Annotated in this window: 9 protein-coding genes; all 9 read right to left on the bottom strand. The window is 68.9% G+C overall.

Annotated features, from left to right (window positions below; genetic code table 11):
* Positions 1 to 3,900: a beta-ketoacyl synthase N-terminal-like domain-containing protein gene (locus tag ACN469_RS26285; protein ID WP_498771957.1), complete on the bottom strand. Its 3,900-nt coding sequence runs from the start codon at positions 3,898 to 3,900 to the stop codon at positions 1 to 3.
* Entirely contained in the window at positions 3,897 to 4,751 is an 855-nt protein-coding gene (locus ACN469_RS26280) for a polyketide synthase dehydratase domain-containing protein (RefSeq protein ID WP_498771955.1), read from the bottom strand. The genes ACN469_RS26285 and ACN469_RS26280 overlap by 4 nt, the downstream gene beginning before the upstream one ends.
* Positions 4,748 to 5,620, bottom strand: coding sequence for a 4'-phosphopantetheinyl transferase family protein (locus ACN469_RS26275; protein WP_498771953.1), 873 nt, complete (start codon positions 5,618 to 5,620; stop codon positions 4,748 to 4,750). The genes ACN469_RS26280 and ACN469_RS26275 overlap by 4 nt, the downstream gene beginning before the upstream one ends.
* Positions 5,607 to 8,471, bottom strand: a complete 2,865-nt coding sequence (locus ACN469_RS26270) for a beta-ketoacyl [acyl carrier protein] synthase domain-containing protein (RefSeq protein WP_498771951.1) — start codon at positions 8,469 to 8,471, stop codon at positions 5,607 to 5,609. The genes ACN469_RS26275 and ACN469_RS26270 overlap by 14 nt, the downstream gene beginning before the upstream one ends.
* On the bottom strand, positions 8,464 to 10,575 hold the full coding sequence (locus ACN469_RS26265) for a C45 family autoproteolytic acyltransferase/hydrolase (protein WP_498771949.1): 2,112 nt from the start codon (positions 10,573 to 10,575) through the stop codon (positions 8,464 to 8,466). Before ACN469_RS26265 ends, ACN469_RS26270 begins: the two co-directional genes overlap by 8 nt.
* Positions 10,565 to 14,221: an SDR family NAD(P)-dependent oxidoreductase gene (locus ACN469_RS26260; RefSeq protein WP_498771947.1), complete on the bottom strand. Its 3,657-nt coding sequence runs from the start codon at positions 14,219 to 14,221 to the stop codon at positions 10,565 to 10,567. The genes ACN469_RS26265 and ACN469_RS26260 overlap by 11 nt, the downstream gene beginning before the upstream one ends.
* Positions 14,222 to 14,231: 10 nt before the next feature.
* Positions 14,232 to 18,395, bottom strand: a complete 4,164-nt coding sequence (locus ACN469_RS26255) for a beta-ketoacyl synthase N-terminal-like domain-containing protein (protein ID WP_498771945.1) — start codon at positions 18,393 to 18,395, stop codon at positions 14,232 to 14,234.
* 751 nt (positions 18,396 to 19,146) lie between these two features.
* Positions 19,147 to 20,505, bottom strand: a complete 1,359-nt coding sequence (locus tag ACN469_RS26250; protein ID WP_498771943.1) for a 3-oxoacyl-ACP reductase — start codon at positions 20,503 to 20,505, stop codon at positions 19,147 to 19,149.
* Positions 20,506 to 20,519: 14 nt separating this feature from the next.
* Positions 20,520 to 21,806, bottom strand: a complete 1,287-nt coding sequence (locus ACN469_RS26245) for an acetyl-CoA C-acetyltransferase (RefSeq protein WP_498771941.1) — start codon at positions 21,804 to 21,806, stop codon at positions 20,520 to 20,522.
* Positions 21,807 to 21,856 lie beyond the last annotated feature (50 nt).

Below are 21,856 nucleotides of genomic sequence, written 5' to 3'. Positions count from 1 at the left end.
TCACGGACTCTTTGAAGAAGGTGCTTCCAGTCCGGTCACGCTCGGGGAGCGCGCGGCGGACGGCAGCAAGCGGTGGACATCACTGAACGCCAGGAGGCGTTGGAATCGTTCGACGTCACCCGCTCCAGCGGAGTGACCCAAGTGGACGGTGTGCGGAGCGTCGCCGAGGGCAGCGCCCAGCGCATCGCCGGAGCCGGCCTCGATGAAGACGCGCACGCCGTCGTCATGGAGGCGACGCACGTGCCGCGAGAGTCGGGACGGCTGCGCATCCAACAGGGCGAGGTGCCGCGCCAGGAAGGCCTCCTGGAGCGGTGCTTCGTAGTATCGGCCATGCACGGCGGAGAGCACCGCGACCTCCGGAGCCCGCCAGGTGAGCTGCGACAGCTCCGCTCGGAGTCGCTGGATGGCCTCCACGGAAGTCCCCCCGGAGCGGGCACGCTGATGCAGCGCACGCAGCGCGTCCTTCACCGAGAGCATCCCGCTCGCGACCAGCGCGCTGTACTCACCAGTCCCCTCCCCCAACACCACGTCGACACGGAGGCCGAGGGAGCGCAGGAGGCGGTAATACGCCACGCTCGCCAGCACTTCGGCCACGTCGGCGATAAAGCCGTCCCGCACTGGAGAAGCTCCGAACACTTCGTCGAGCCGCTGGCCTGTCAGCACTTCAAAGGCCGAACCGAACTCCGTGACAGTCTCATCCACGGACGGGAACCGTGCGGCCAACGCCCGCAGCAGGTTCGAGCAGCGCGCACCGCGCTGAGGGAACACCCACGCCACCTTGTGCTCGTGCGGCCCACGTGAATCCCGAGCATCGAAATAGAAGAGTCCGTCCTCGGGTCGCGCGGGCGGGCCGGAGCCCGCCAGTACTTCCCGAGCCCGCTCCAGGGCTCGCCACGAAGCGGCTCCTTGAGGCAGCGGCATCGCGAACCGACACGGAAGCTCCCGCTTTCGCCGCACCACCTCGGTGGCGCACCGTCGCTCGCGCAGCAAGCGCTCCACCTGAGCGAGCAGCGCGCCTCGCTCCGCTCCCTCCAGACGCAGCACCGAGGCTCGGGGAGAGAACTCCTCCACGACGGCGTGATAGCTGGTGCCTCCCAGACCCAGCGAGGTGACTCCAGCGCGACGGAGCCCCTGCTCCGAAGCGGTCCAGGGCTCCACTTCCGTCGGCACTCGGAAGGGCAGCTCGCGCCAGGGAATGGACGGGTTGGGCGTCGCGAAGCCCACGTTGGGTGGAACCTGTCCACAGTGCAGCGCCAGTGCGACCTTGAGCAGCGATACGGCGCCCGCTCCTGAGTTCAAGTGGCCCAGGTTCGACTTGATGGAGCCCAACAGCACCTGCTTGCCCGGACGGCCTTGTCCGTAGACGGCGCGGTACGTCTCCACCTCGACGGGGTCTCCCACCGGGGTTCCCGTGCCGTGGCCCTCCAGGTACTGAAGGTCCTCCGGCGAGACACCAGCCTTCTCCACGGCCCTGCGCACCGCCTGGACCTGTCCCTCCGAGGACGGCGCCCAGATGGACGCGCTCTTCGGGTCCGTGGCGCCCGCGACAGAGCGAATCACGGCGTAGATGCGGTCACCCGCGGCCTCCGCATCGGAGAGCCGCTTCAGCGCGAGCACCGCCGCGCCTTCACTCGTCACGTAGCCATCGGCCCGAGCATCGAAGGGGAAGGAGCCGCTCTGGGACAGGCCACCGAACGAGCACCACTGGACCAGCCCATCCACGCCGAGCGACGCGTACATGCCGCCCGCGAGCGCCAGGTCACACTCCCCCGTGTTCAGGAAGTGCGCGGCCAGCTCCACGGCCGCGAGGCTGGAAGCACACGCGGACTCCACCATCATCGCGGGCCCCTGGAAGTCCAGGTGGTGGGCAAGACGTCCCACCGCGAGGCTGCCCAGGTAGCCGGGCAACGTCTCCTCGGTGATGGGGGGCAGGTCCTTCTTGTAGTCCCGCTCCACCTCGCCACGAATGGCCGCCGCCGTCGCGTCGTCGACCCCACGCTGGCGCAGGTGCTCCGCGAGGCGTCCGTCGAACTCCGCGAAGTACACACGCGCCTGCGTCAGGAACTCACGCTCGAGCGGCGGCATGTAGCCCATCGCGACCGCGACCCGCTGGGTGTCGACCTCACCGGCCCGAAGGCCCGCATCGTCGAGTGCCTGCAACGCGGCCCTCATCGTCCAGCTCTGCCCGCGGTCGATCTGCGACGCGGACTCGGCGGAGATGCGGACCTGCTCCTGAGGCCAGCTCCCGTCGACGACCGTGCCCACGAGGTTCGTGTAGGGCCGAGCCTTGCTCTTGCGCGTGGGGTCCAGGTAGCGGGCCGTCTCCGCGCGCTCGGGCGGCATGGCGCCAATCGCGCAGTGCTTCGCCAGCAGGTTGCTCCAGAGCTGCTCCACGTTCGACGCCCCCGGAAACACGCCGCCCAGCCCCACGATGGCCACCGGCTCGGAGGGCCGAGGCGGAGACAACGTGCGCGCCAGCCGCGCATGCGCGTCGGAGGAGAACTCCTCGAGCGTCAGGTGATAGCTCAGCCCGCCGAAGCCGAACGCGCTGACAGAAGCCCTTCGCGCCCCGTTCGCGACCACCGGCCAGGGCGTGCCCTGCTTCGCGAAGTAGAACGGTGTGCCATCCAACCGGACACCGTCCGCGCCTTCCCGGAACGAGTGCTGCGGTGGCAGCGCCTGGCGGCTCAGCGCGAGCGTCGCCTTGAGCAAGCCCGCCGCGCCCGAGGCCGCCTGGAGGTGCCCGGTCAGCTCCTTGACTCCTCCCAACATGACAGGAGGCGCACCGTCCCCGTCGCCCCAGAGCGCACGCAGGCTCTGGAACTCGGTGGCGTCCTCCTGGGGAATCCCCGCCGCATGGCACTCGACGTACTGCACGTCGCGAGGGCCATATCCGGCCTGGGCGTAGGCCCGGCGCATCGCGAGCACCTGTCCCTTCGAGCTCGGCACCACCAGGGAACTGCCGTGGCCCTCGGAGGCAGCGCCGATGCCTCGGATGACCGCGTGGACCTTCGTCCCACCAGTCAGCGCATCGTCCAGACGGCGGAGGACGAACACTCCGACGCCCTCGCCCAGCAACGTGCCGCTCGAACGGCGATCAAACGGCGCCAGCACCGTGGTCCCCAGCCCGCCCATCTTGCTGAACGCCACGAGGTCATGCGGCGTCAGCAACTGGCTGCACCCCGCCACCACCACCGCGTCACAGTCACCGGCGTTGAGCTGTTGGCTGGCGCTCTGGATGGCCGCGAGCGTGGACGCATACCCCGCGTCCACCGCGAAGTGAGGGCCCCGAAGATTGAAGAGCTTGGCGGCCCTTCCCGCCCAGATGCTGCTGAACGATGCGGTCGCCTCCGTCTCGCTGGTGCCGGCCAGCTCCGCGTCGAGCTGTCGGCTGAGCGCGTCCGCCAGCTCGGCATCGAGGCCTGGGTGACGCGCTCGCAGCGTCGTCGACGCGGACAGCGAGCGCAGCATGTCCACGAGCCGGGTCTGCACGCGCGAGCCAGGACGCAGCCCCCCGCCCAGCGAACCCAGCACCAGACCGATGCGCTCCGGATCCACCGAGCCGAGCCCGCTCCAGGCATCGTCGAGCGCCTGGGCCGTGGCCGCGAGGAACACGAGCTGCATCCGGTGCATGTCCCGGAGCACCTTGGGAGGAATGCGGTACTTCTTCGCATCCAGCCGAGGCTCATCCACGAGCGCACCGTGGAGGCAGTGCGTGCGGTCAGGCGCCGAGCGCTCGGCGTCGAAGTACCACTCCGGCCGGAACTCCCGCGCGTCCAGCGCACCGAGCGCCGAGGCCCCCGTCGACACCTGCGTCCAGAAGGACTCGACGTCATTGGCCTTGGGGAAGACGCAGCCCACGCCCACGATGGCGACAGGTCGGAAGCGCGCGGGGTTCATGGCACCTCCCGCACGACGAACCCGCGAAAGAGGGCGACCCGTCGTCCCTGGAGGTCCCAGGCGACGACATGGAAGGCCTGCTTGCCATCCCGCGCGGAGGTCCTGCGCGCGAACACCTGGACCTCTCCGTGCGGAATCGCGTGCAGGTCGGCGGACTCCAGCTCCAGCGGGAGCACCGTCCGCTCGCGACACAGCACGCCCAGCGAGAACGCGACATGGAGGATGGCGTTGAGCAGCGTTGCGGGCCAGCCCGGTGACTGAGGATCCGGCTGCCAGCCGTTCGGAGAACGATCCGGAGGCGCGACGACAGCGAGGAGCTGGTCCGGCGCCGGACGCCGATACCGCAGCCCCGCGAGGAAGGTGGGCCCGTGCTGAATCTCTCGCGGCAACCGGTACAGCGCCGAGTAGTCGTCGGCATCCGTGAAGTCCACCCGCTGGAACGATGCGGGCTGCTCCACGCGCTCGCCCATCCGGACCTCGCCCGAGGCATGGGTCCTGTGGATGCGAGGGAACCCCTCGCGAGGAGGCGCCATGCTTGACGAGATGCCCACGGTGATTCGATTCGTCTCCGACGCCTCCGCCGTGACGGAGAACTGGAGCGCTCGCGTGTCCTTGAAGCGAGCCGCCTGCACGAAGCGCACGTCGCGCACGCCGATGACGTTGCTGCCCGGCAGCACCCGGTGAGCCGCCTGGGTCATCAAGCCCACGAGGTACGCGGCGGGAAACACCGGTGCGCCTTCGACGACATGGTCCAGTAGATAGGGGTCTGTCCGGACGTCGACGCCGCGCTCGAAGCGCCAGCTCCCGTCAGAGGTGCTCACGTCACCGAGCGTCGGCTCATGCACTCTCATGTCGATGTCACCCCCGGGGCGAGTCGCCACCCCTGTCCCACTCGACGCCAGTCCTCACGCGTGTCGTGGAGGACCGCCAGCGCATAGCCCTGCCCCGACACGAGCAACCCCGAGACCGCCAGCTCACGGCGCCCCGGGAGGTCCAGGTGGATGACACGAACGAACGCGTCGGGACCCTCTGTTAGCGGAGCGAGCTGCACGCCCTGCTCCTCAGCCTCCCGCCAGCCCGAGAACGTCACCTGCTGAAGCGCTGCCCGCAGGCCCTGCCCGGTGCACTTCACCAGGGCTTCCTTGAGACACCAGCCCAGGTTCCACAGCTCATCCGGTGCACGCTGATGGAGCCGTGACTGGCCTTCGAGCCACGTCCGCTCGACCTGGGTGAACACCTCGTCCACGAACGCGGCGGCCCGAGGCACGACACGCTCCAGGTCCACGCCCACGCGCCCGCCAGTCGTCACCACCGCCATCGCGAACCCATGCGAGTGGGTGATGGACACGTCACACGCGGGCACTCCGGCTGGCAACTGCGCCACGGGACGTCCCTGCTCCGGCCCGGCCAGCATCTGAGTGAGGCCCACGTCCAGCGGCGCCAGCGAGTGCCCCAGGTCCTGCAGGTGCGAGCACAGCGCGAGCTTCGCGGCGATGCGGCCCGCGAGGTGCGCGAGCCTCCGTTCGAGCACCGCATGCATCCCACTCACCGCCAGCTCCGCCTGGGTGAGCACGCGGGAGATGGGCCCATCGGGCCGCGCTGGCCAGGCACCGCGCACGGAGTCCAGCGGCACCACCATCAAGGTGATGCGCTGCCCACCAGGCAGCACCATGGCGACGGGGCTGTTCCCCGTGTCCCAGCTGAGGTCAGGGCGCGTCACGGTACTCTTCGAGGATGAGGTGGTAGTTGGTCCCGCCAAACCCATACGCATTGACGGCCGCGCGGCGGGGCGCGCCGTCTACCCGCCACTCGCTCGGCTCACGGGAGAAGGCCAGTGGCCCTTCGCACGAGGCCAGTCGCGGGTTCATCGTCGCGCCCGTGAAGAGGGGCGGAAGCACACCTCGCTGGAGCGCGAGCACGGCGCGGATGACTCCCGCCCCGGCCGACGCGATGTAGGAATGGCCGATGAGCGGCTTGAGCGCCCCGACCTTCACGGGATGCGCCGGTCGGCCATAGACCTTGAGCAGCGCGCCCGCTTCGGGAAGGTCTCCCTCCAGCATCCCCGTCGCATGGGCTTCGACGTACTGGATGCTCTCGGCCCCGACGCCGCTGTCGTGGAGCGCGCGACGCATCGCCAACTCCTGACCGCGCTCCTGGCTCGCGAAGATGGACTTGCCCCGCCCGTCCGTCGAGCCGCCCACGCCCTGAATCAAGGCATGGATGCGGTCCTCGTCCCGCTTCGCATCCGAGAGCCGCTTCAGCACGAAGATGCCGCAGCCCTCGCCGTGGACGAACCCATCCGCCTCCTTGGAGAACGGCCGGGTCTCCCCCTTCGGAGAGATGGCTCCGACGAAGCACATGTTCACGCAGTAGGGCGCGGTGATTTGCGACCACACCCCACCCACCACGGCCACGTCCCACCGGCCGTCTCGCAGCCCCTGGATGGCCAGGCTCAGCGCGGTGAGCGTCGAGGCACAGGCGGACTCCACCGTGAACGCTGGGCCTCGTGCGTTCAGGGCCCGCGCCACGCGAGTAGCCGGTGCGCTGTTGAGGATGCCGGGAAGCGTGTCGGAGGTGATGGGCGCCTGCTGTCCTTGGAAGGACTGACGCGCCTCCGTGATGAAGCGCTCCACCGCGTCGGAGGAGACACCCGCGCGCAGCAGCACCTGTCGATAGATGCTCGCGAACTCCGGATAGGCCAGCCGCGTCTCGACGGCGATCTCCTGGAGATTGCCCGGCGTGGTGGCGACGATGACGGCCGTGCGCTCCGAAGGCAGCGCGCGCCCAGTCCCATAGCCCGCGTCACCGACAGCGGCCTTCGCCACCTCCAGCGTCCAGCGCTGCGCCGGGTCCATCTGGGCCACCGCGTTCGGAGGAATCCCGAAGGCAGCGAAGGGAAACGGCGCGTCCGCCACCAGCGCGGCCTTCGGCGTGTACACGCGGAAGAACGCGTCGCGACTGCTGTCGCCCCAGGCCCGCGAGGCGTCGTGGTAGAGCGACACCGGCCAGCGCGATTCAGGGATGTCCCCCACCGCGCAGCGCCCCTGGAGCGAGTTGTCCCAGAGGTCCTCGGGACTCGGCGCACCGGGGTACTTGCACGCGAACCCCACCATCGCGATGGGCTCCGCGCGGGGGCGAGGCACGCTGGCGGCGACTACGGGCCGAGGTGCCTCTGGTTCATAAGCCTCCACCACCGCGTGGTAGGCGACACCGCCGAAGCCCGCGGCATGGATGGCCGCCCTGCGCGGTCCTGCCGCCAACCCGGTCTGCTCCGTGTGGATGTGAAACGGAGTGCCCTGCAACGCGACGTCCGGGTGTCGCGTCTGGAAGGACCGCTGGGGAACGAGCGTCCGCTCGCGCAGCATCAGGATGACCTTGAGCATCGCGGCGAGGCTCGACGCGGTCTGCAAGTCACCCACCGATTCGGAGACGGCACCGAGCGACACGTGTCGGGCACTCCGATACGCGCTCGACAGTCCCTCGACGAGGTGGGCATCCCACGTCGGGACACCCGTCGCGCCCGTCTCCACGAAGGAGACGGAGTCGACCTCCACCTCCGCGCGCCGGAGCGCCTCCTCCGCCGCCCGCTGATGCGCGTGAGGGTCGGTGGCCGTCATGGCGGGACCCGAGCCCCGGTTCACCCCGCCCACGCCTCGAAGCACGGCCTGGATGGGGTCACCATCCCTGCGCGCGGCCTCCAGCGGCTTGAGCAGGAACATCACCGCGCCTTCGCCCAGCGCGGTGCCATCGGCGCGAGCATCCAGCGGGAACACGCCGCGCTTCGACAGTCGGCGAAGCTTGCCGTGCAGCACGTACTCCATGGGAGACAGCGCCGGACTGGCCGCGCCAACGAGGGCCATGTCCCACTCGCCGCTCATCAAGCCCTGGACTGCCGTCTCCATCGCGGCGAGTCCCGACGCGGCATGAGCATCCACGCAGAAGTGCGGCCCGTGCAGATCGAACAGGCTGCACACGCGCCCCAACACCGGGCTCATGAAGCCCCAGAAGGCCCAGTCGTCCGAGCCGTCGATGTGCTGCTGGATGAACTCCTCCTGGACCTGCTTCGTGACCTGTCCGGCCTGTTCGGACGAGAGCCCCTCCCAGGCCCGGGTCTGACGCGCGGCGCGCAGCAGCTCGGGCAGCCTCCACTTGGTGTTGAAGCCCAGGTTGCTCTTGCGGCCCATGCCACTGGAGCCAGCAATCACAGCGACCCTGTCGCGAGCGAACTCGCGGTCCGGGGTGTAGCCCGCGCTCGTCATGGCCTGGAAGGCGGACTCCAGCACCATCATCTCGATGCTGTGCAACAGCCGGGTCTCGATGGGCGGGACCTTGAACTTCTTCCAGTCGAACTTCAGCGCCTCGACGGGTGCGCCCATGAAGGAGTTCGTGCGGTCGACCGCGCTCGGGTCGTCGCTGCCATACTCGCTCCAGTCCCAGCGCGCGCCCGTGAGCTGGCGCACCGCCACGTGCCCGGCCTGGAGGTTGCGCCAGAACGTGGACACGTCATGGGCATCCGGCAGCACACACCCCATCCCGATGATGGCGATGGGCTCCTGACGAGCGCTACGCATGCGCGCGCACCTGGGGCTTGGGGTGATGCAGCGCACCGGAAGGGTCCAGGGACGTCCGCAGGAACACCTTCTGCTCGACGGTATAGGCATCCACGCTGATGGAGCAGTAGTCGTGGGCCTCCAGGCAGATGCGCCCCTCCGCATCCCAGACGGTGAAGTCGTAGTAGAGCAACTCGCCCACTTCACGGTTCAGTCGCGCCCGGCAACCGAGTCGCTCGCCCGGAAGCGGCGTGCGCCCCAGCACCAGTCGGCTGGCGCCCTTGGGCACCGGAGCCCGCAGGTTGTGGAGGATGCCCAGCGTGCCCGCGAGCTGGAAGCAGCCGTCCAGGACGAAGGGGTCCATCCAGAAACGAGCCCACGGCACGGAGGCGAAGTAGCCCGTTGGCTCGGGGACTCGCAGGCTCGCGATGGCCTCTCGCGGCGCGGGGTAGCTGATCCAATCGACGATGCGGAACGGCGCTCCCACGTGGAAATAGGCGTCCTTCACATAGGAGCGACTGAAGGCCAGCTCCCCTTCCACGCCACGTGCATCCGCGAACCCAGGGGGAATCTTCCGCTGGTGGCGAGCCCCCAGCCGCACCTCGGCGCGGTAGTGCAGCACGTCCGAGCGCAACACGGCGCCTCGGGGGTTGAGCAGGTCCGCGTAGGCGGAGACCTCCAGCACGTCCTCGCGCTGAACAGTCCTGACACAGGCCTCCGTCGGGCGCTCGGGCCGGACGCGGATGAACTTCTCCAGCGACACGTCGCGAACCTCGGAGACGTCACCCTCGCCCGCGATGGCGGCGACCTCGGCGAGCCACTCGATGGCCGCGGCACCGGGCAGCACGGGGATGCCGTTGACCCGATGCTCATCCAGGTAGACATCCTCTTGGAGCGCGAAGGTCCGGGACCAGCAACCGTGCTCGCGCGCCCTGCCCTGCATGGGGAACGTCCCCCGCTCGGTGGTCACGTGGCTGGGTGTCTCGCGCGCTTCGTGAGCCGGGGCCTGGAACAAGGGCCCGAGCTGCAAGCGTCGCCGTGTGGCCAGCGCTGCCGGCACGCTGCCCGCCGCGAAGTCCAGTGTCAGCGTCGCGGGCTCGTAGGCCATGCTCAGCGCGTTGTCTGCCCGGCAGATGGTCTTCATCGACGCCGCGCTCGGGGGGCCCTCGCAGTCGCGAAGGAACTCGACGGCGGTGTCCAGATTGATGTCTCCCGTTCGCTCACGGACGAGCTGCTCCAGTCGCCGATAGCGATGGAGCGAGTCCTCCTGCATGTCCTGGAGCATCTCCAGCGCGACGCCTTCGTGGCCTCGTGCCGCCTTGTGCGCGACGCGGAGGTGGTTGGTGGAGACGACGAAGTCCTCCTCCGGGTGAGCGGAGTACTGGCCGGAGTGAGTCCCCACCTGCTCCCAGACCATCGCCTGGCCCGAGCGATGGGTGAGCATCAGGTTCCAGCTCCCACCGCGCGGGGTGCCTTCCAGCACGGTGCGCGCCTCGTCGAGCGTGCGTGCGCGCGACAGCACCTCCCGGTTCTGGAACGTGAGCGGATAGAACACGCGCGGATCCAGAGGCGCGACCGGGACGTTGACGCCGAGGCTCAAGCCCTCGGCGTTCATTCCGGAGCACACGCCCAGCGCCGCGGGCCAGAACGTGACGGACACGTACGGGATGCGCCCCTCCAGGCGATAGACGACGCACGTGGGGCGCAGGAACTTCGCCAGCGAGGGATACGGAACATCCAGGTTGTGACCATGGATGACCTTCCCGTCCACCGTCGCGCGTCCGAAGGCCGCGAACTGCGAGCACCCGATGGGAGCGCCCGAGAGGATGTCGAGGACGAGCGTGTGGTAGAGGATGGTCTCTTGCGGAAAGCCGCTCGCGTCCGCGACGCCGCGGACCTCCTCGTGAATGTCCTTGGGCAGCAGGGCCGCGAGCGACACCATGCGCTGTCGCATGGCCTGCTCCGTCACGCCGATCTTCTCCAGCATGGGACGGATGGACACGTCTTCGATGGAGACGGCGTGGGCAATCTCCTCCCGCATGAGGGAGCCGTACTGTCGGCCCACCTCATAGGGACGGCCCGACAGGACCACCAGCGGGAGGGATGTGGACGAATCAGATGGCATAGCGGGTTCCGCCAGCCTCCTTGCCGACGACGCGGAGCGCTTCCTTGTCGTGGCGAGGCAGATTCAGGGTCTCGAAGGTCCGGTCATCCGCGATGACGACCTCGCCCGCAGAGCCGCCGTACAGCAGCTCTCCGACGAACCAGTACGCGCCCTCGTCGACATGGATGACGCAGATGCCCATGGCGCGCAGGCGCTCCAGGTAGTCCGCGTTGTTCTCCACGATGCCGGCACCGACCCACACGGGCCAGTCGATGGTGACGCTCCGAACGCCGGGCCGCAGGGCGCCGTAGACCAGGCCCGCCTTGGCGACGAGGTAGTTGGCGAGGGAGTAGTCAGTCTGCCCCTTGTTGCCGTAGCGACCGCTGCCCGAGCCGAAGTTGATGAAGAACTGGAGGTCGTCGTTCCAGGTCTCCTGCACGAGCAACTGCCAGAGGTGCGCCTTCGACGCGAGCGTCCGGACGAACATGTCCGAGGACTTCATCGGGAGGCTCTTGGACTCCTCGATGGTCGCGCCGTGCACGATGCCGTCGATGCGTCCGTGCTCGCGACGGACCTGCGCCAGCAGGGCCCGCACCGCGTTCACGTCGGTCATGTCACAGACCTTGTACTCGAGTGAGATGCCCTGGCTCCGGCAGTCCTCGAGGTTGCGGTGCAGCTCGCGGCGGTTGGCGATGTCTGAGTCGAAGATGCGGCGGGCCTGCACGGGCGTCTTCCCGGGATGCTCCGCGATGTAGCGCTTGATGAAGGACATCCGGTAGGCGGGCAGCTCGGCCTCGGGCACCTTCAGCCACTCCTCGTGGCCCTGGGGAGGCACGGTGCGGCCGGTGATGATGACGCGAGCGCCGGTGGACTTCGCCAGCAGCTTCGCGCACGGGTAGACGACGCCGCGTCCGCCTCCCGAGACGACCACGACGGAGCCGGGCTTGAGCGACACAGGCGCCGTCTCCTTCGGGAAGGACGTCTCGATGTCACGGAAGACGTAGCGCCGACCGCTGGTGTAGCCGACCTCGACGTCGAGGTCCGCGCTGACCAGCTCGTTCCACACCTGCCGCGCCCACAGGGACGCGTCCTGGCTGTCCAGGTCCACGACCTTGCAGCGCGAGCCCGGCAGCTCCCGCTTCAGGCACTTGACGAAGCCACCCGCGGCTCCAGCCAGGGGGACGCGTCCCTGGGCGTTGGAGTGACCGAAGAGGCCACCGCCCGCGGTGGCCACCAGATACCAGCCGCCACCGGGCAGCGTGTTGATGCGGTCGTAGACGGCGAGCCCGCTCTGGTAGAGCCCGAGGGAGAAGGTGTTGACGGTGGAAGCCCACGCCGAGGCCTCCTGCTCCAACAGCTTCGCGGTGGGCGCCGTGGTGTGGAGGAGGATGAGGCCGTCGAGCGGCTGCTTCTCCTGAAGCTCCTTCAGGGCAAGGCCGACGCTCTCGGGGTGACGCCAGTCCAGGGACACACCGTGCTCGGGTGCGGGCCCCGAGGACAGGATGACCACCCGAGCCCCCGCGGCTTCCAGCATCTGCACCAGGGCCTTGTAGGCGCCCTGTGCATCCGTGGAGATGCCGATCGTCTTGCCCTTCAGGTGGGCGACGCTCTCCGCGTTCACCTGCGCGGCCAGCTCCACGGGATGGACTTCGTACCGCTTGCCCGCGAACTGGGCGGGCGGAGTCACCGACTGGACGGGAGTCCGCAGGCGTCCCTCGAGGTGCTCGGCCAGTCGCCGCAGCGAGGCGGTGTCCCCTCGGGCCTCGCACTGCGCGATGAAGCGGCGGACCGCGTCGAGTTCGAGCGTGCCCTGGCTGGCAGTGGGAGCCGCTGCGGATAATGAGGGCGTCGAGACGGCGTTGCTGACCAGGTACTCCGACATCTTCCGCACGGTGTTGTAGTTCCGCACCCGGAACTTCTCGTTGCGCGCCACGCCGAACTTCTCGCGGGCCATGGCGAACGCTTCAATCTGGGTAACGGTGTCGACGCCCAGGTCGACTTCCAGATCGAGGTCGGGCTGGATGAGCTCGATGTTGTAACCAGTCTTCCCCTGGAGCACGGAGACCAGGAAGGACTGCACCTCCTGCACCGTGGGGCCCGAGACCGGAGCGGTGGTCACCACCTGCGCACGCGGCGCTTCGGCCTGAGGCGCGGGGGCAGCGAGGCCAGGAGCCTTGCTCGTCAGGTACCGCACCATCTTCCGCAGTGTGTTGTGGTCACGCAGCCGGAAGTTCTCGTCCTTCTCCACGTTCAGGTACACCCTCGCCATCGCGAAGGCTTCCACCTGCTTCACCGTGTCGATGCCCAGGTCCGCTTCCAGGTCCAGCTCTGGTTCGAGCATGTCCGCCGGGTAGCCCGTCCGCTCCACCAGAGCGCCCACCAGCAGCTTCATCACCGCGTCGCCATCCACCGCGCTCGCGGCGGGTGCATGCCCCTGCGTCTCCACGGGCGAAGGCTTCACCGCCGCAGCCACGGGCACAGCGGAGGGCATCGCAACCACGGGTGTGGACTTCACTGAGTCGGCCACGGGCGCATGAGTCGCCTCAGCCACAACGGCGGGCTTCGCGGCGACGGGCGCGACCGTCACGGCGTCACCCACGGGCGCATGAGTCGCGGCGGCGGCAGTCGCCCCGGTGGCCCTGCTCGCCAGGTACTCCGCCATCTTCTGGAGCGTGTTGAAGTGCCGCACGCGGAACTTGTCGTCGCGCTCGACGCCGTGGGTCATGCGTGCGTGAGCGAAGACCTCGACCTGGGTGATGGTGTCGATGCCCAGGTCCACTTCCAGGTCGAGCTGCGGCTGGAGGATGTCCAGGCTGTAGCCCGTCTTCGCGGCCATGGCGTCCCGCAGGAACTCCAGGATGCCGTCAACGCTCGCCGCACCCGCGACAGGCGCCACCTGCGCTCGCGCGGCATCAGCCAGCGGCGAGGGCGAGGCCACAGGGGTCACCGCGCCAGGAGCCTTGCTCGTCAGGTACCGCACCATCTTCCGCAGCGTGTTGTGGTCGCGCAGCCGGAAGTTCTCGTCCTTCTCCACGTTCAGGTACACCCTCGCCATCGCGAAGGCTTCCACCTGCTTCACCGTGTCGATGCCCAGGTCCGCTTCGAGGTCCAGCTCCGCCTCGAGCATGTCCGCCGGGTACCCTGTCCGCTCCACCAGCGCGCCCACCAGCAGCTTCATCACCGCGTCGCCATCCACCGCACTCGCCTGCGGTACGGCCTTCGGTGTCACAGCGGCCAGCTCGACCTGCGGACGCGCGGGCGCGAGCGCGGGCCCCGTCGCGGCATCGAGCCGGGCCAGTGCCCCGCGCGTCTCCACGAGAACGGTCTCCAGGACAGGGCGGTCGCTTCGCGCCGCGCAGTCGTCGACGAAGGCAAGCACCTGCTCCAGCGAGATTTCGACTTCCCTATCCATGGGCGCTCCTTTGTCCGGGTGCTTCGAGAGTCCCCTCGCGATGGTCGCCACCGTCGCGCCTTCCACTCGCGCGCTGGCCGAGAGCTGGAGCTTGCGTTCGACGGAGACGACCGCGTCCTGGACCTCCGAAGGAGTCAATCCAAGTTCCTCCACGAGGCCGACATGGGGCGCGAAGAGCTCGGGCACATACCCGGTCCTCTCCACCAGGGCGGCCACGAGCTCCTGCTGAACTGCTTCCTGATTGGCGATGTTCATCTCGAGATACCTATTCACGAAGCAGATGGTGGGCGTAGCTGAAGGCGAGGAGGCGGTGGAACTGCTCGACCTCGCCCAGCTTGGGGTGATTGCTGGCTTGGGCCAGGTACGGCAGACCCTTCAGCGTGGATTGGATGAACGCGGTCAGGGACCACTTCGGCCCCGCTTCGATGAAGAGCCGCGTTCCCTCGTCATGCAGCTGGCGCACGTGCTGACCGAAGCGAACGGGCAGGACGTACTGCAGCGCGAGGTGCCGGGCCATGAAGCGCGCATCCACCGACGACGCGTAGTAGCGCCCGTGGACGCTGGAGAGGACCGGAAGCTCCGGAGCATTCCAGGTGAGCTGCTCCAGCTCCGCGCGCAGCAACGGAATCGCGCCAGCGATGATCTGCGAGTGGTACGCGTGGGACACGGGGAGCACGCGGACCTCGAAGCCATTCGCGCGGCACCACCGCGTGACGAACTCGACCGCCTGGACCTCGCCCGCGACGATTCCCTGGCCCGGCGCATTCTCCGCGGCAATCGTCACGTATCCACCCGCTTCGGGGAGGACTCGACGAAGCCGGTCGAAGTCGCCACTGACGCTGATCATCCGACCCGGAGAAGTGACCGGCAGTCGAGTCACCGCCCGAGTGCGTCGATACACCGCGCGCAGCGCCTGCTCGAAAGAGAGCACTCCGCTCGCGGCGAGCGCCGCGTACTCGCCCGCGCTCTGGCCCAGCAGCACATCGACGCGGATGCCCTGCGCACGGATGAGCCGGTAGAGCGCCACGTTCGCGACGAAGACAGCGGCGTGGACGGTGTCGTCGTCCTGGCGATAGGCCTCTTCCGTCCCGGGAGGCACCCAGAAGGTGCTCGAGAGGGACTGCCCCGTCATCGACGCGAAGGCCTCGTCCGCCTCCGCGAGCGTGCTGGCGACAATCGGGTACTCCACCGCGAGGTCGCGAAGCATGTTCGCGTACTGCGGCCCCTGCCCCGGAAAGACCGCCGCCACCTTCCCCGTGTGCAGTTGGCGCGGGTCGCGGGTGTCGTAGAAGAAGATGCCCTGCTCGGGAAGGCTCGGCGCACCCGCGCCGGCCAGCAGCGTCCGGGCGCGCTCCAGTGCCTTGCGTGCTCCCGGCCCTCGGGGAAGCGTCATCGCCAGGCGGCACGGCAAGGAGGCATCGGCCCTCTGACCACGAGGCTCCAATCCCGGCTCTCGGTCGAGCGCCTGGAGCAGCTGCTCCACTTGCCGACAGATGTGCTCCCGGCTCGTGCCGGAGAGGCCAAGGAACGGAGGCCGGGTCGGCTCGGCGCTCGTCACGCGGGGCGAGTCGTGTCCCGGCTTCCGCACGTACTCCTCCAGCACGGCGTGGAAGCTCGTCCCACCCAGGCCGAAGGAGGTCACTCCGGCACGACGAAGTCCCGGCCCGTTCATCACCCAGGGCCGCACTTCCGTGGGCACCTCGAAGGAGACTTGCGCCCACGGGATGCGCGGGTTGGGAGTCTCGAAGCCGATGTTCGGAGGCACCTGCTTGTGGTGCAGCGCCAGGGCGACCTTCGTCAGCGCGACAGCACCGGCTCCCGAGTTGAGATGGCCGACGTTCGATTTGACGGAGCCCAGGAACAGCTTTCCGTCGGAGAGGGCGCGTCCGTAGACGGCTTGATACGTCTGGACCTCGATGGGGTCGCCGACAGGTGTCCCCGTACCGTGGCCCTCCACGTACTGCACGTCCGCCGGAGAGATGCCCGCCTTCTCCACCGCCCTGCGGACCGCCTGGACCTGTCCCTCCGAGGACGGTGCCCAGATGGATGCATTCTTCGGATCTGTCGCGCCGGCCACCGAGCGCACCACCGCGTATATGCGGTCCCCCGCCGCTTCCGCGTCCGACAGGCGCTTCACGGCGATGAGCGCCGCGCCTTCGCTCGTGATGTAGCCGTCCGCCCTCGCGTCGAACGGGAACGAGCCCTTCTGTGACAAGCCGCCGAACGAGCAGCACTGGCTCAGGGCATCCACGCCGAGCGACGCGTACATCCCGCCCACCAGCATCAGGTCGCACTGCTTCGTGCGGAGCTGATTCATCGCGATGTCGAGCGCCGCGAGACTGGAGGCACACGCCGACTCGACCATGAGCATCGGCCCCTGGAAGTCCAGGTGATGCGCGACACGCCCCACGGCCAGACTGCCCAGATACCCCAGCAGGGTGTCTTCCGTGATGGGCGGCAGCTCGCTCTTGTAGAGCGCCTCCGCCTTCTCGCGGAGCTTCGCGCCAGTTCCCGCGTCGATGCCGTGGCGCTGGAGCTGCTCGGCGAGGCGACCGTCGAACTCGGCGTAGTACACGCGCGCCTGGGTCTGGAACTCCCGCTCGAGCGGAGGCAGGTATCCCATCACGACACCCACGCGTGACGGGTCAACGGTCTCCCGCGTCACACGGGCATCGTCGAGCGCCTGGAGCGCGGCCTTCATCGTCCAGCTATGTCCCCGGTCGATCTGCGAGGACATCTTGGGTGGCACGCGGACCTGCGCCTGAGGCCAGGAGCCATCGACGATGTAGCCCGCCAGGTTGGTGTAGGGCCGGACCTTGCTCTGCCGAGTGGGGTCCAGGTAGCGGTCGATGGGCGCGCGCTCGTTCGGAATCTCACCGATGGCGCAGCGCTTCTGGAGGAGGTTCTCCCAGAACGCCGCGGTGTTCTCCGCCTGTGGGAAGACACCGCCCAGCCCGACGATGGCAATCGGCTCGGCCGCCTGGGGCGCGGAGAGCGTGCTCGACAGGTGCTGGTGATACTCGGGAGCGAACTCCTCCAGCGTCAGGTGGTAGTTGATGCCCCCGAAGCTGAACGCGCTGACGGAGGCCCGGCGCGGCCCGTCAGAGACCTCCGGCCAAGGCATCCCCTGATTCGAGATGTAGAAGGGAGACTGCTGAAGGTCGATGCCCTCCGCCGGCTCCTGGAATGAGTGCTGCGGCGGCAGGAACTTGTGGTGCAGCGCCAGGGCGGCCTTCATGAGTCCCGCCGCGCCCGAGGCCGCTTGCAGGTGGCCCGTCAGCTCCTTGACGCCGCCCAGCCGGATGCCGCCAACCGCCGACTGCGCGCCGAACACTTCCTTGAGGCTCTGGAACTCGGTGACGTCGCCCAGGCTGGTGCCGGTGGCGTGGCACTCCACGTACTGCACCCGATTCGGCGCGTAGCCGGCCTGCTCGTAGGCCCGGCGCATCGCGAGGACCTGGCCTCGGGAGTTGGGCGCCATCAGGGACTTGCCTCGTCCATCGGAAGCCGCGCCGATGCCACGAAGCACCGCGTAGATCTTCTCGCCCCCCGCGAGGGCGTCATCCAGGCGCCGCAGGGCGAAGACCCCCACGCCCTCTCCCAGGAGCGTCCCGTTGGCGCGGCGATCAAACGGAGCCAGCGTGGAGACCGACAGACCACCGAGCTTGCTGAACGCGATGAGGTCGTGCGGGGTGAGCAGCTGGCTGCAGCCCGCGGCGAGCGCGAGGTCGCAATCTCCCGCGTTCAGCTGGGCGCTGGCGGTCTGGATGGCGGCGAGGGAGGAGGCGTAGCCCGCGTCGACGGTCGCGTGGGGCCCCCTGATGTTGAAGAGCTTGGCGGCCCTGCCCACCCAGACGCTGCTGAAGGAGGCGATGGCTTCGTCCTCGGTGATGCCGGCCATCTCCCGTTCGACTTGCTGGGAGGTCGCCGCGAGCACCTCGGCGGCCACGGAGGGCTCCAGGCCGGCCTCGGCCATGGCTCGGGAGAGACACTCCTTCATGTCCAGCAGCCGGGTGCGGACACGGGTGTCCGGGCGCAGCCCTCCACCCAGCGAGCCGAGCGTGAAGCCGATGCGCTCCGGCGCGACACCGTCCACCACGGCCCGCGCATCCGTGAGCGCCTGCGCGGTCGCATCCAGGAACGCGAGCTGCGTCCGGTGCATGTCCTGCGCGACCTTGGGCGGGATGCGGTACTTCCGGTAATCGAGCGTCAGCTCATCCAGCAGCGCGGCGTGCTTGCAATAGGTGCGGTCCGCGACGGTCCGGTCCGCGTCGTAATACCAGTCCAACCGCAGCTCACGCTCGGTCAGCTCGCGAATGGCCGTGGGCCCCGTCAGCAACCGCTCCCAGAAGGCCTCGGGGTTGGCTGCCTTTGGGAATACGCCGCCGATGCCCACAATGGCAATCGGCCGGAAATGCCGCTCCTCCATGAGACCCTGCCCCCAACACGTTGATGCCTTGCACCCTGGCAATGGCTTTTCACAAGGGCACCGGCCGTCCCCTCGATTACAAGGTAGACGATATTGTTCAACCAGATCAATCCCCCCTTGGGTTTCTCACAATCAACCAAACCGGACAGTGACAATGCGGGCTTGTAACGCAAAAAGACACACGTGTTTCACCCCCACTGAGAATGGCGTCACGCCCCTGGGGACCTCCTGCGGGGTCTCAAAGCCTCACCACGAACCGTGGGGTGCTCCAACCCCGCACGCGCAGTCCAACCCTACACATGGGGTTCTCGGGGCAAATTCAGACATCGAGCGACTCATGCCTTGAGACGTCGCAGTGATGTCTCGCCCAGGACACAAGGACGACGTGCGAAGTCGCAATACCGCTCGCGATACTCCCGGGACGCCTTCACGGATCGTGCGGCATGCCGTCCCGGGTGACACCCGGAGGCTCCGCCCCCGCGCTGTTTCAACGAGCGTCGATCCCCGCTGGCGCCCGAAGTTCACGCATCGTGACGCCTATCCCCTCCTCACCGAGGTGTACCGGCAGGTCCTCGCCACCACTCCCGTGAAGCAGGTGGCGCTGGGCGGGGACTCCGCCGGACGGCGGGCTGGCGCTCGGGCAGGCGTTTCACTTCAGGGACCTCGGGCTGCCGCTCCCGGGACGAATCATCCTGTTCTCGCCCTGAAATGAATGGGCCTGCTCGGTGCTCGCCGAGCAGGCCCGAGTCGCTCAGGCGCCGACGAGGCCCTGGCCACAGACACGCACGGTGTTGCCCGTCACACCGTAGGCGCCGGGGCTGGCGAAGAAGGTGACGAGCTCCGCCACGTCGCGCGGCTGGCCGCCCTGTGACAGGGAGTTGAGCCGTCGGCCCACCTCGCGCGTCATGAGGGGCATCTTGGCCACCATGGCTGTCTCGATGAAGCCTGGAGCCACCGCGTTGGCGCAGATGCCTCGCGAGGCGACTGTGGGAGCGAGCGCCGCCACGTAGCCGATGAGGGCGGCCTTCGTTGCCGCGTAGTTCGCCTGTCCGAAGTTGCCCGACACGCCGCTGATGGAGGAGAGGTACACGAGTCGCCCCTCGTCCCGCAGCGCGCCGGAGGAGAGCAGCGCTTCGTCAGCGGCGATGATGGCGGCGAGGTTGACGGACAGCACCTGGTCCCACGCCTCGGGCGTCATCTTGGCGAGCGTGCGGTCACGGGTGATTCCCGCGTTGTGCACCACCACGTCCACGCCGCCGTGGCGCCCTTGCAGCTCCGCCACGAGACGCGCGGGCGCATCGGGGGCCGTGATGTCGAGCGCCAGGGCCTCTCCGCCCACGCGTTTGGCCGTGGCCTCCAGCGCATCCTGGAGCGCGGGCACATCCAGGAGCACCACCCGCGCGCCTTCCTGCGCGAGGCGCTCCGCCGTGGCCGCGCCGATGCCACGCGCGGCTCCCGTCACCAACGCCACCTTGCCCTTCAGCGCGGCCACCATGGGCGCCGAGGCCAACGGGCGTACAGCGGACGTCACTCGCGCCGCCTGCCCGGAGACATAGGTGGCCTGAACGCCGCAGAAGAAGCGGACGGGTCCGGCGAGCCGATCCTCGGCGCCGCGCGCGACGTACACGAGGTTGGCCGTGGCACCGCGACGGCCCACTTCCTTGCCCAGGCTGCGCACGAAGCCTTCAGCCCCGCGCGCCACGGCAGCCGCCGCGGGCCCCTTGGCCTCCTCGGGAAGACCCACCAGCACCAGCACCCGCGCGTTGCGAGCCAGTCGAGGGACCAGCGGATGGAAGAAGTCGTAGAGGGCGCGTGCATCGGCCGGAGTGGTGAGCCCCGTGGCGTCGAAGAGCGCCACATCCACTCGACGGTCCTCTTCCACCGGCAGCGCGTCCAGCACCCGCGCGCCCGCGCCGGAGAGCGCTCCCCGAGCAGCCTCCGTCGCGAAGCCGCCGGGCGCCGCGCCCAGCAGCACCACGCGGTCCACGAAGGGCTGAGCCACCCAGCCTTCCTTCGCCCGTGCCAGCGGCGGCGGGGTCGGCAGGCCCAGGGCCCGCACGAGTCCTCCCGTCACCGGGTTGTTCGCCAGCGTCATCAGTTTGTCGGCCATGAGGTCGTCGCTCCCTAGGTTTCGAGGATGGCGGTGACGGCCTGACCGCCCGCCGCGCAGATGGAGATGAGGCCCTTCTTGCCGGAGCCCGCCTCGGACAGCGCCTTGGCCAGGGTACCCACGATGCGACCGCCCGTGGCGGCGAAGGGGTGTCCGGCCGCGATGGAGCTGCCCTTCACGTTGAGCCGTGCACGGTCGATGGCCCCCAACGCGCCCGAGAGCCCGAGGCGCTCGCGGCAGAAGGCATCCGACTCCCAGGCCGCCATCGTGCACAACACGACGGAGGCGAAGGCCTCGTGAATCTCGTAGAAGTCGAAGTCCTTCAGCGCGAGCCCGCGCTTCTGGAGCATGCGGGGGACGGCGTATGCGCCGCCCATCAGCAGGCCCTCGCGCTCGTCGACGAAGTCCACGGCGGCCACCTCTCCCGCTGTCAGATACGCGAGCACGGGCAGGCCGCGAGCACGCGCCCACTCCTCGCTGGCGAGCAGCACGGCCGAGGCTCCATCGGTCAGCGGAGATGAATTGGCCGCGGTGATGGTGCCCTTCTCGCGGTCGAAGGCGCCCGGCAGCTTCGCCATCTTCTCCAGCGTGGTGTCCGGGCGCAGGTTGTTGTCGCGCGTGAGGCCCTGGTACGGCATCACCAGGTCCGAGAAGAAGCCCGCGTCGTAGGCACGTGCGAGGTGCTGGTGGCTGGCCAACGCGAGGGCGTCCTGGGCCTCGCGGGAGATGCCGTAGCGGTCGGAGGTGCGCTGGGCATGCTGGCCCATGGACATTCCCGTGCGAGGCTCGGCGTTGACGGGGATCTCCGGCACGAAGGCGCGCGGGTCGAGCAGCTTCAGAGCCGCCGCGATCTTCGCCCCCTGCGTCTTGGCCCCATTGATGGCCATCAGCGCGCGCTGCATGCGGCGACTCACGGCCACCGGTGCGTCCGACGTGGTGTCGGTGCCACAGGCGATGCCCGCGTCGATCTGCCCAAGGGCGATCTTGTTCGCCACGAGGATGCAGGCCTCCAGGCCGGTGCCACACGCCTGCTGCACGTCATAGGCGGGTGTGGCCGCGTCCAGGCCACTGGACAGGGTGCACTCACGCACCAGGTTCCAGTCGCGCGAGTGCTTCATCACCGCGCCACCCACCACCTCACCCAGCCGGACGCCGCCCAGGCCCGTGCGCTCGACGAGTCCGCGCAGGACGTCTGTCAGCATGTCCTTGTTGGAGAGGCGCGCGTACGCGGTGTTGCTGCGAGCGAAGGGGGTACGGAGCGCCGCGACGATGGCGACCCGGCGGAGAGGACCGTGGTTCATGGGGCGTTCCTATCAGCCATGCCCCGACGAGGACACACCCGCGTACAACC

Source organism: Corallococcus terminator (assembly GCF_049194865.1).
GTDB classification, from domain to species: domain Bacteria; phylum Myxococcota; class Myxococcia; order Myxococcales; family Myxococcaceae; genus Myxococcus; species Myxococcus terminator_A.
The sequence above is the reverse complement of the archived record's forward strand: the minus strand, read 5'-3'. Positions and strand labels throughout refer to the sequence as shown.

Coding starts and splice junctions, on each gene's coding strand:
- ACN469_RS26285 (WP_498771957.1), bottom strand. CDS start 3,900: ATGAACCCCGCGCGCTTCCGACCTGTCGCCATCGTGGGCGTGGGCTGC.
- ACN469_RS26280 (WP_498771955.1), bottom strand. CDS start 4,751: ATGAGAGTGCATGAGCCGACGCTCGGTGACGTGAGCACCTCTGACGGG.
- ACN469_RS26270 (WP_498771951.1), bottom strand. CDS start 8,471: ATGCGTAGCGCTCGTCAGGAGCCCATCGCCATCATCGGGATGGGGTGT.
- ACN469_RS26265 (WP_498771949.1), bottom strand. CDS start 10,575: ATGCCATCTGATTCGTCCACATCCCTCCCGCTGGTGGTCCTGTCGGGC.
- ACN469_RS26260 (WP_498771947.1), bottom strand. CDS start 14,221: ATGAACATCGCCAATCAGGAAGCAGTTCAGCAGGAGCTCGTGGCCGCC.
- ACN469_RS26255 (WP_498771945.1), bottom strand. CDS start 18,395: ATGGAGGAGCGGCATTTCCGGCCGATTGCCATTGTGGGCATCGGCGGC.
- ACN469_RS26250 (WP_498771943.1), bottom strand. CDS start 20,505: ATGGCCGACAAACTGATGACGCTGGCGAACAACCCGGTGACGGGAGGA.
- ACN469_RS26245 (WP_498771941.1), bottom strand. CDS start 21,806: ATGAACCACGGTCCTCTCCGCCGGGTCGCCATCGTCGCGGCGCTCCGT.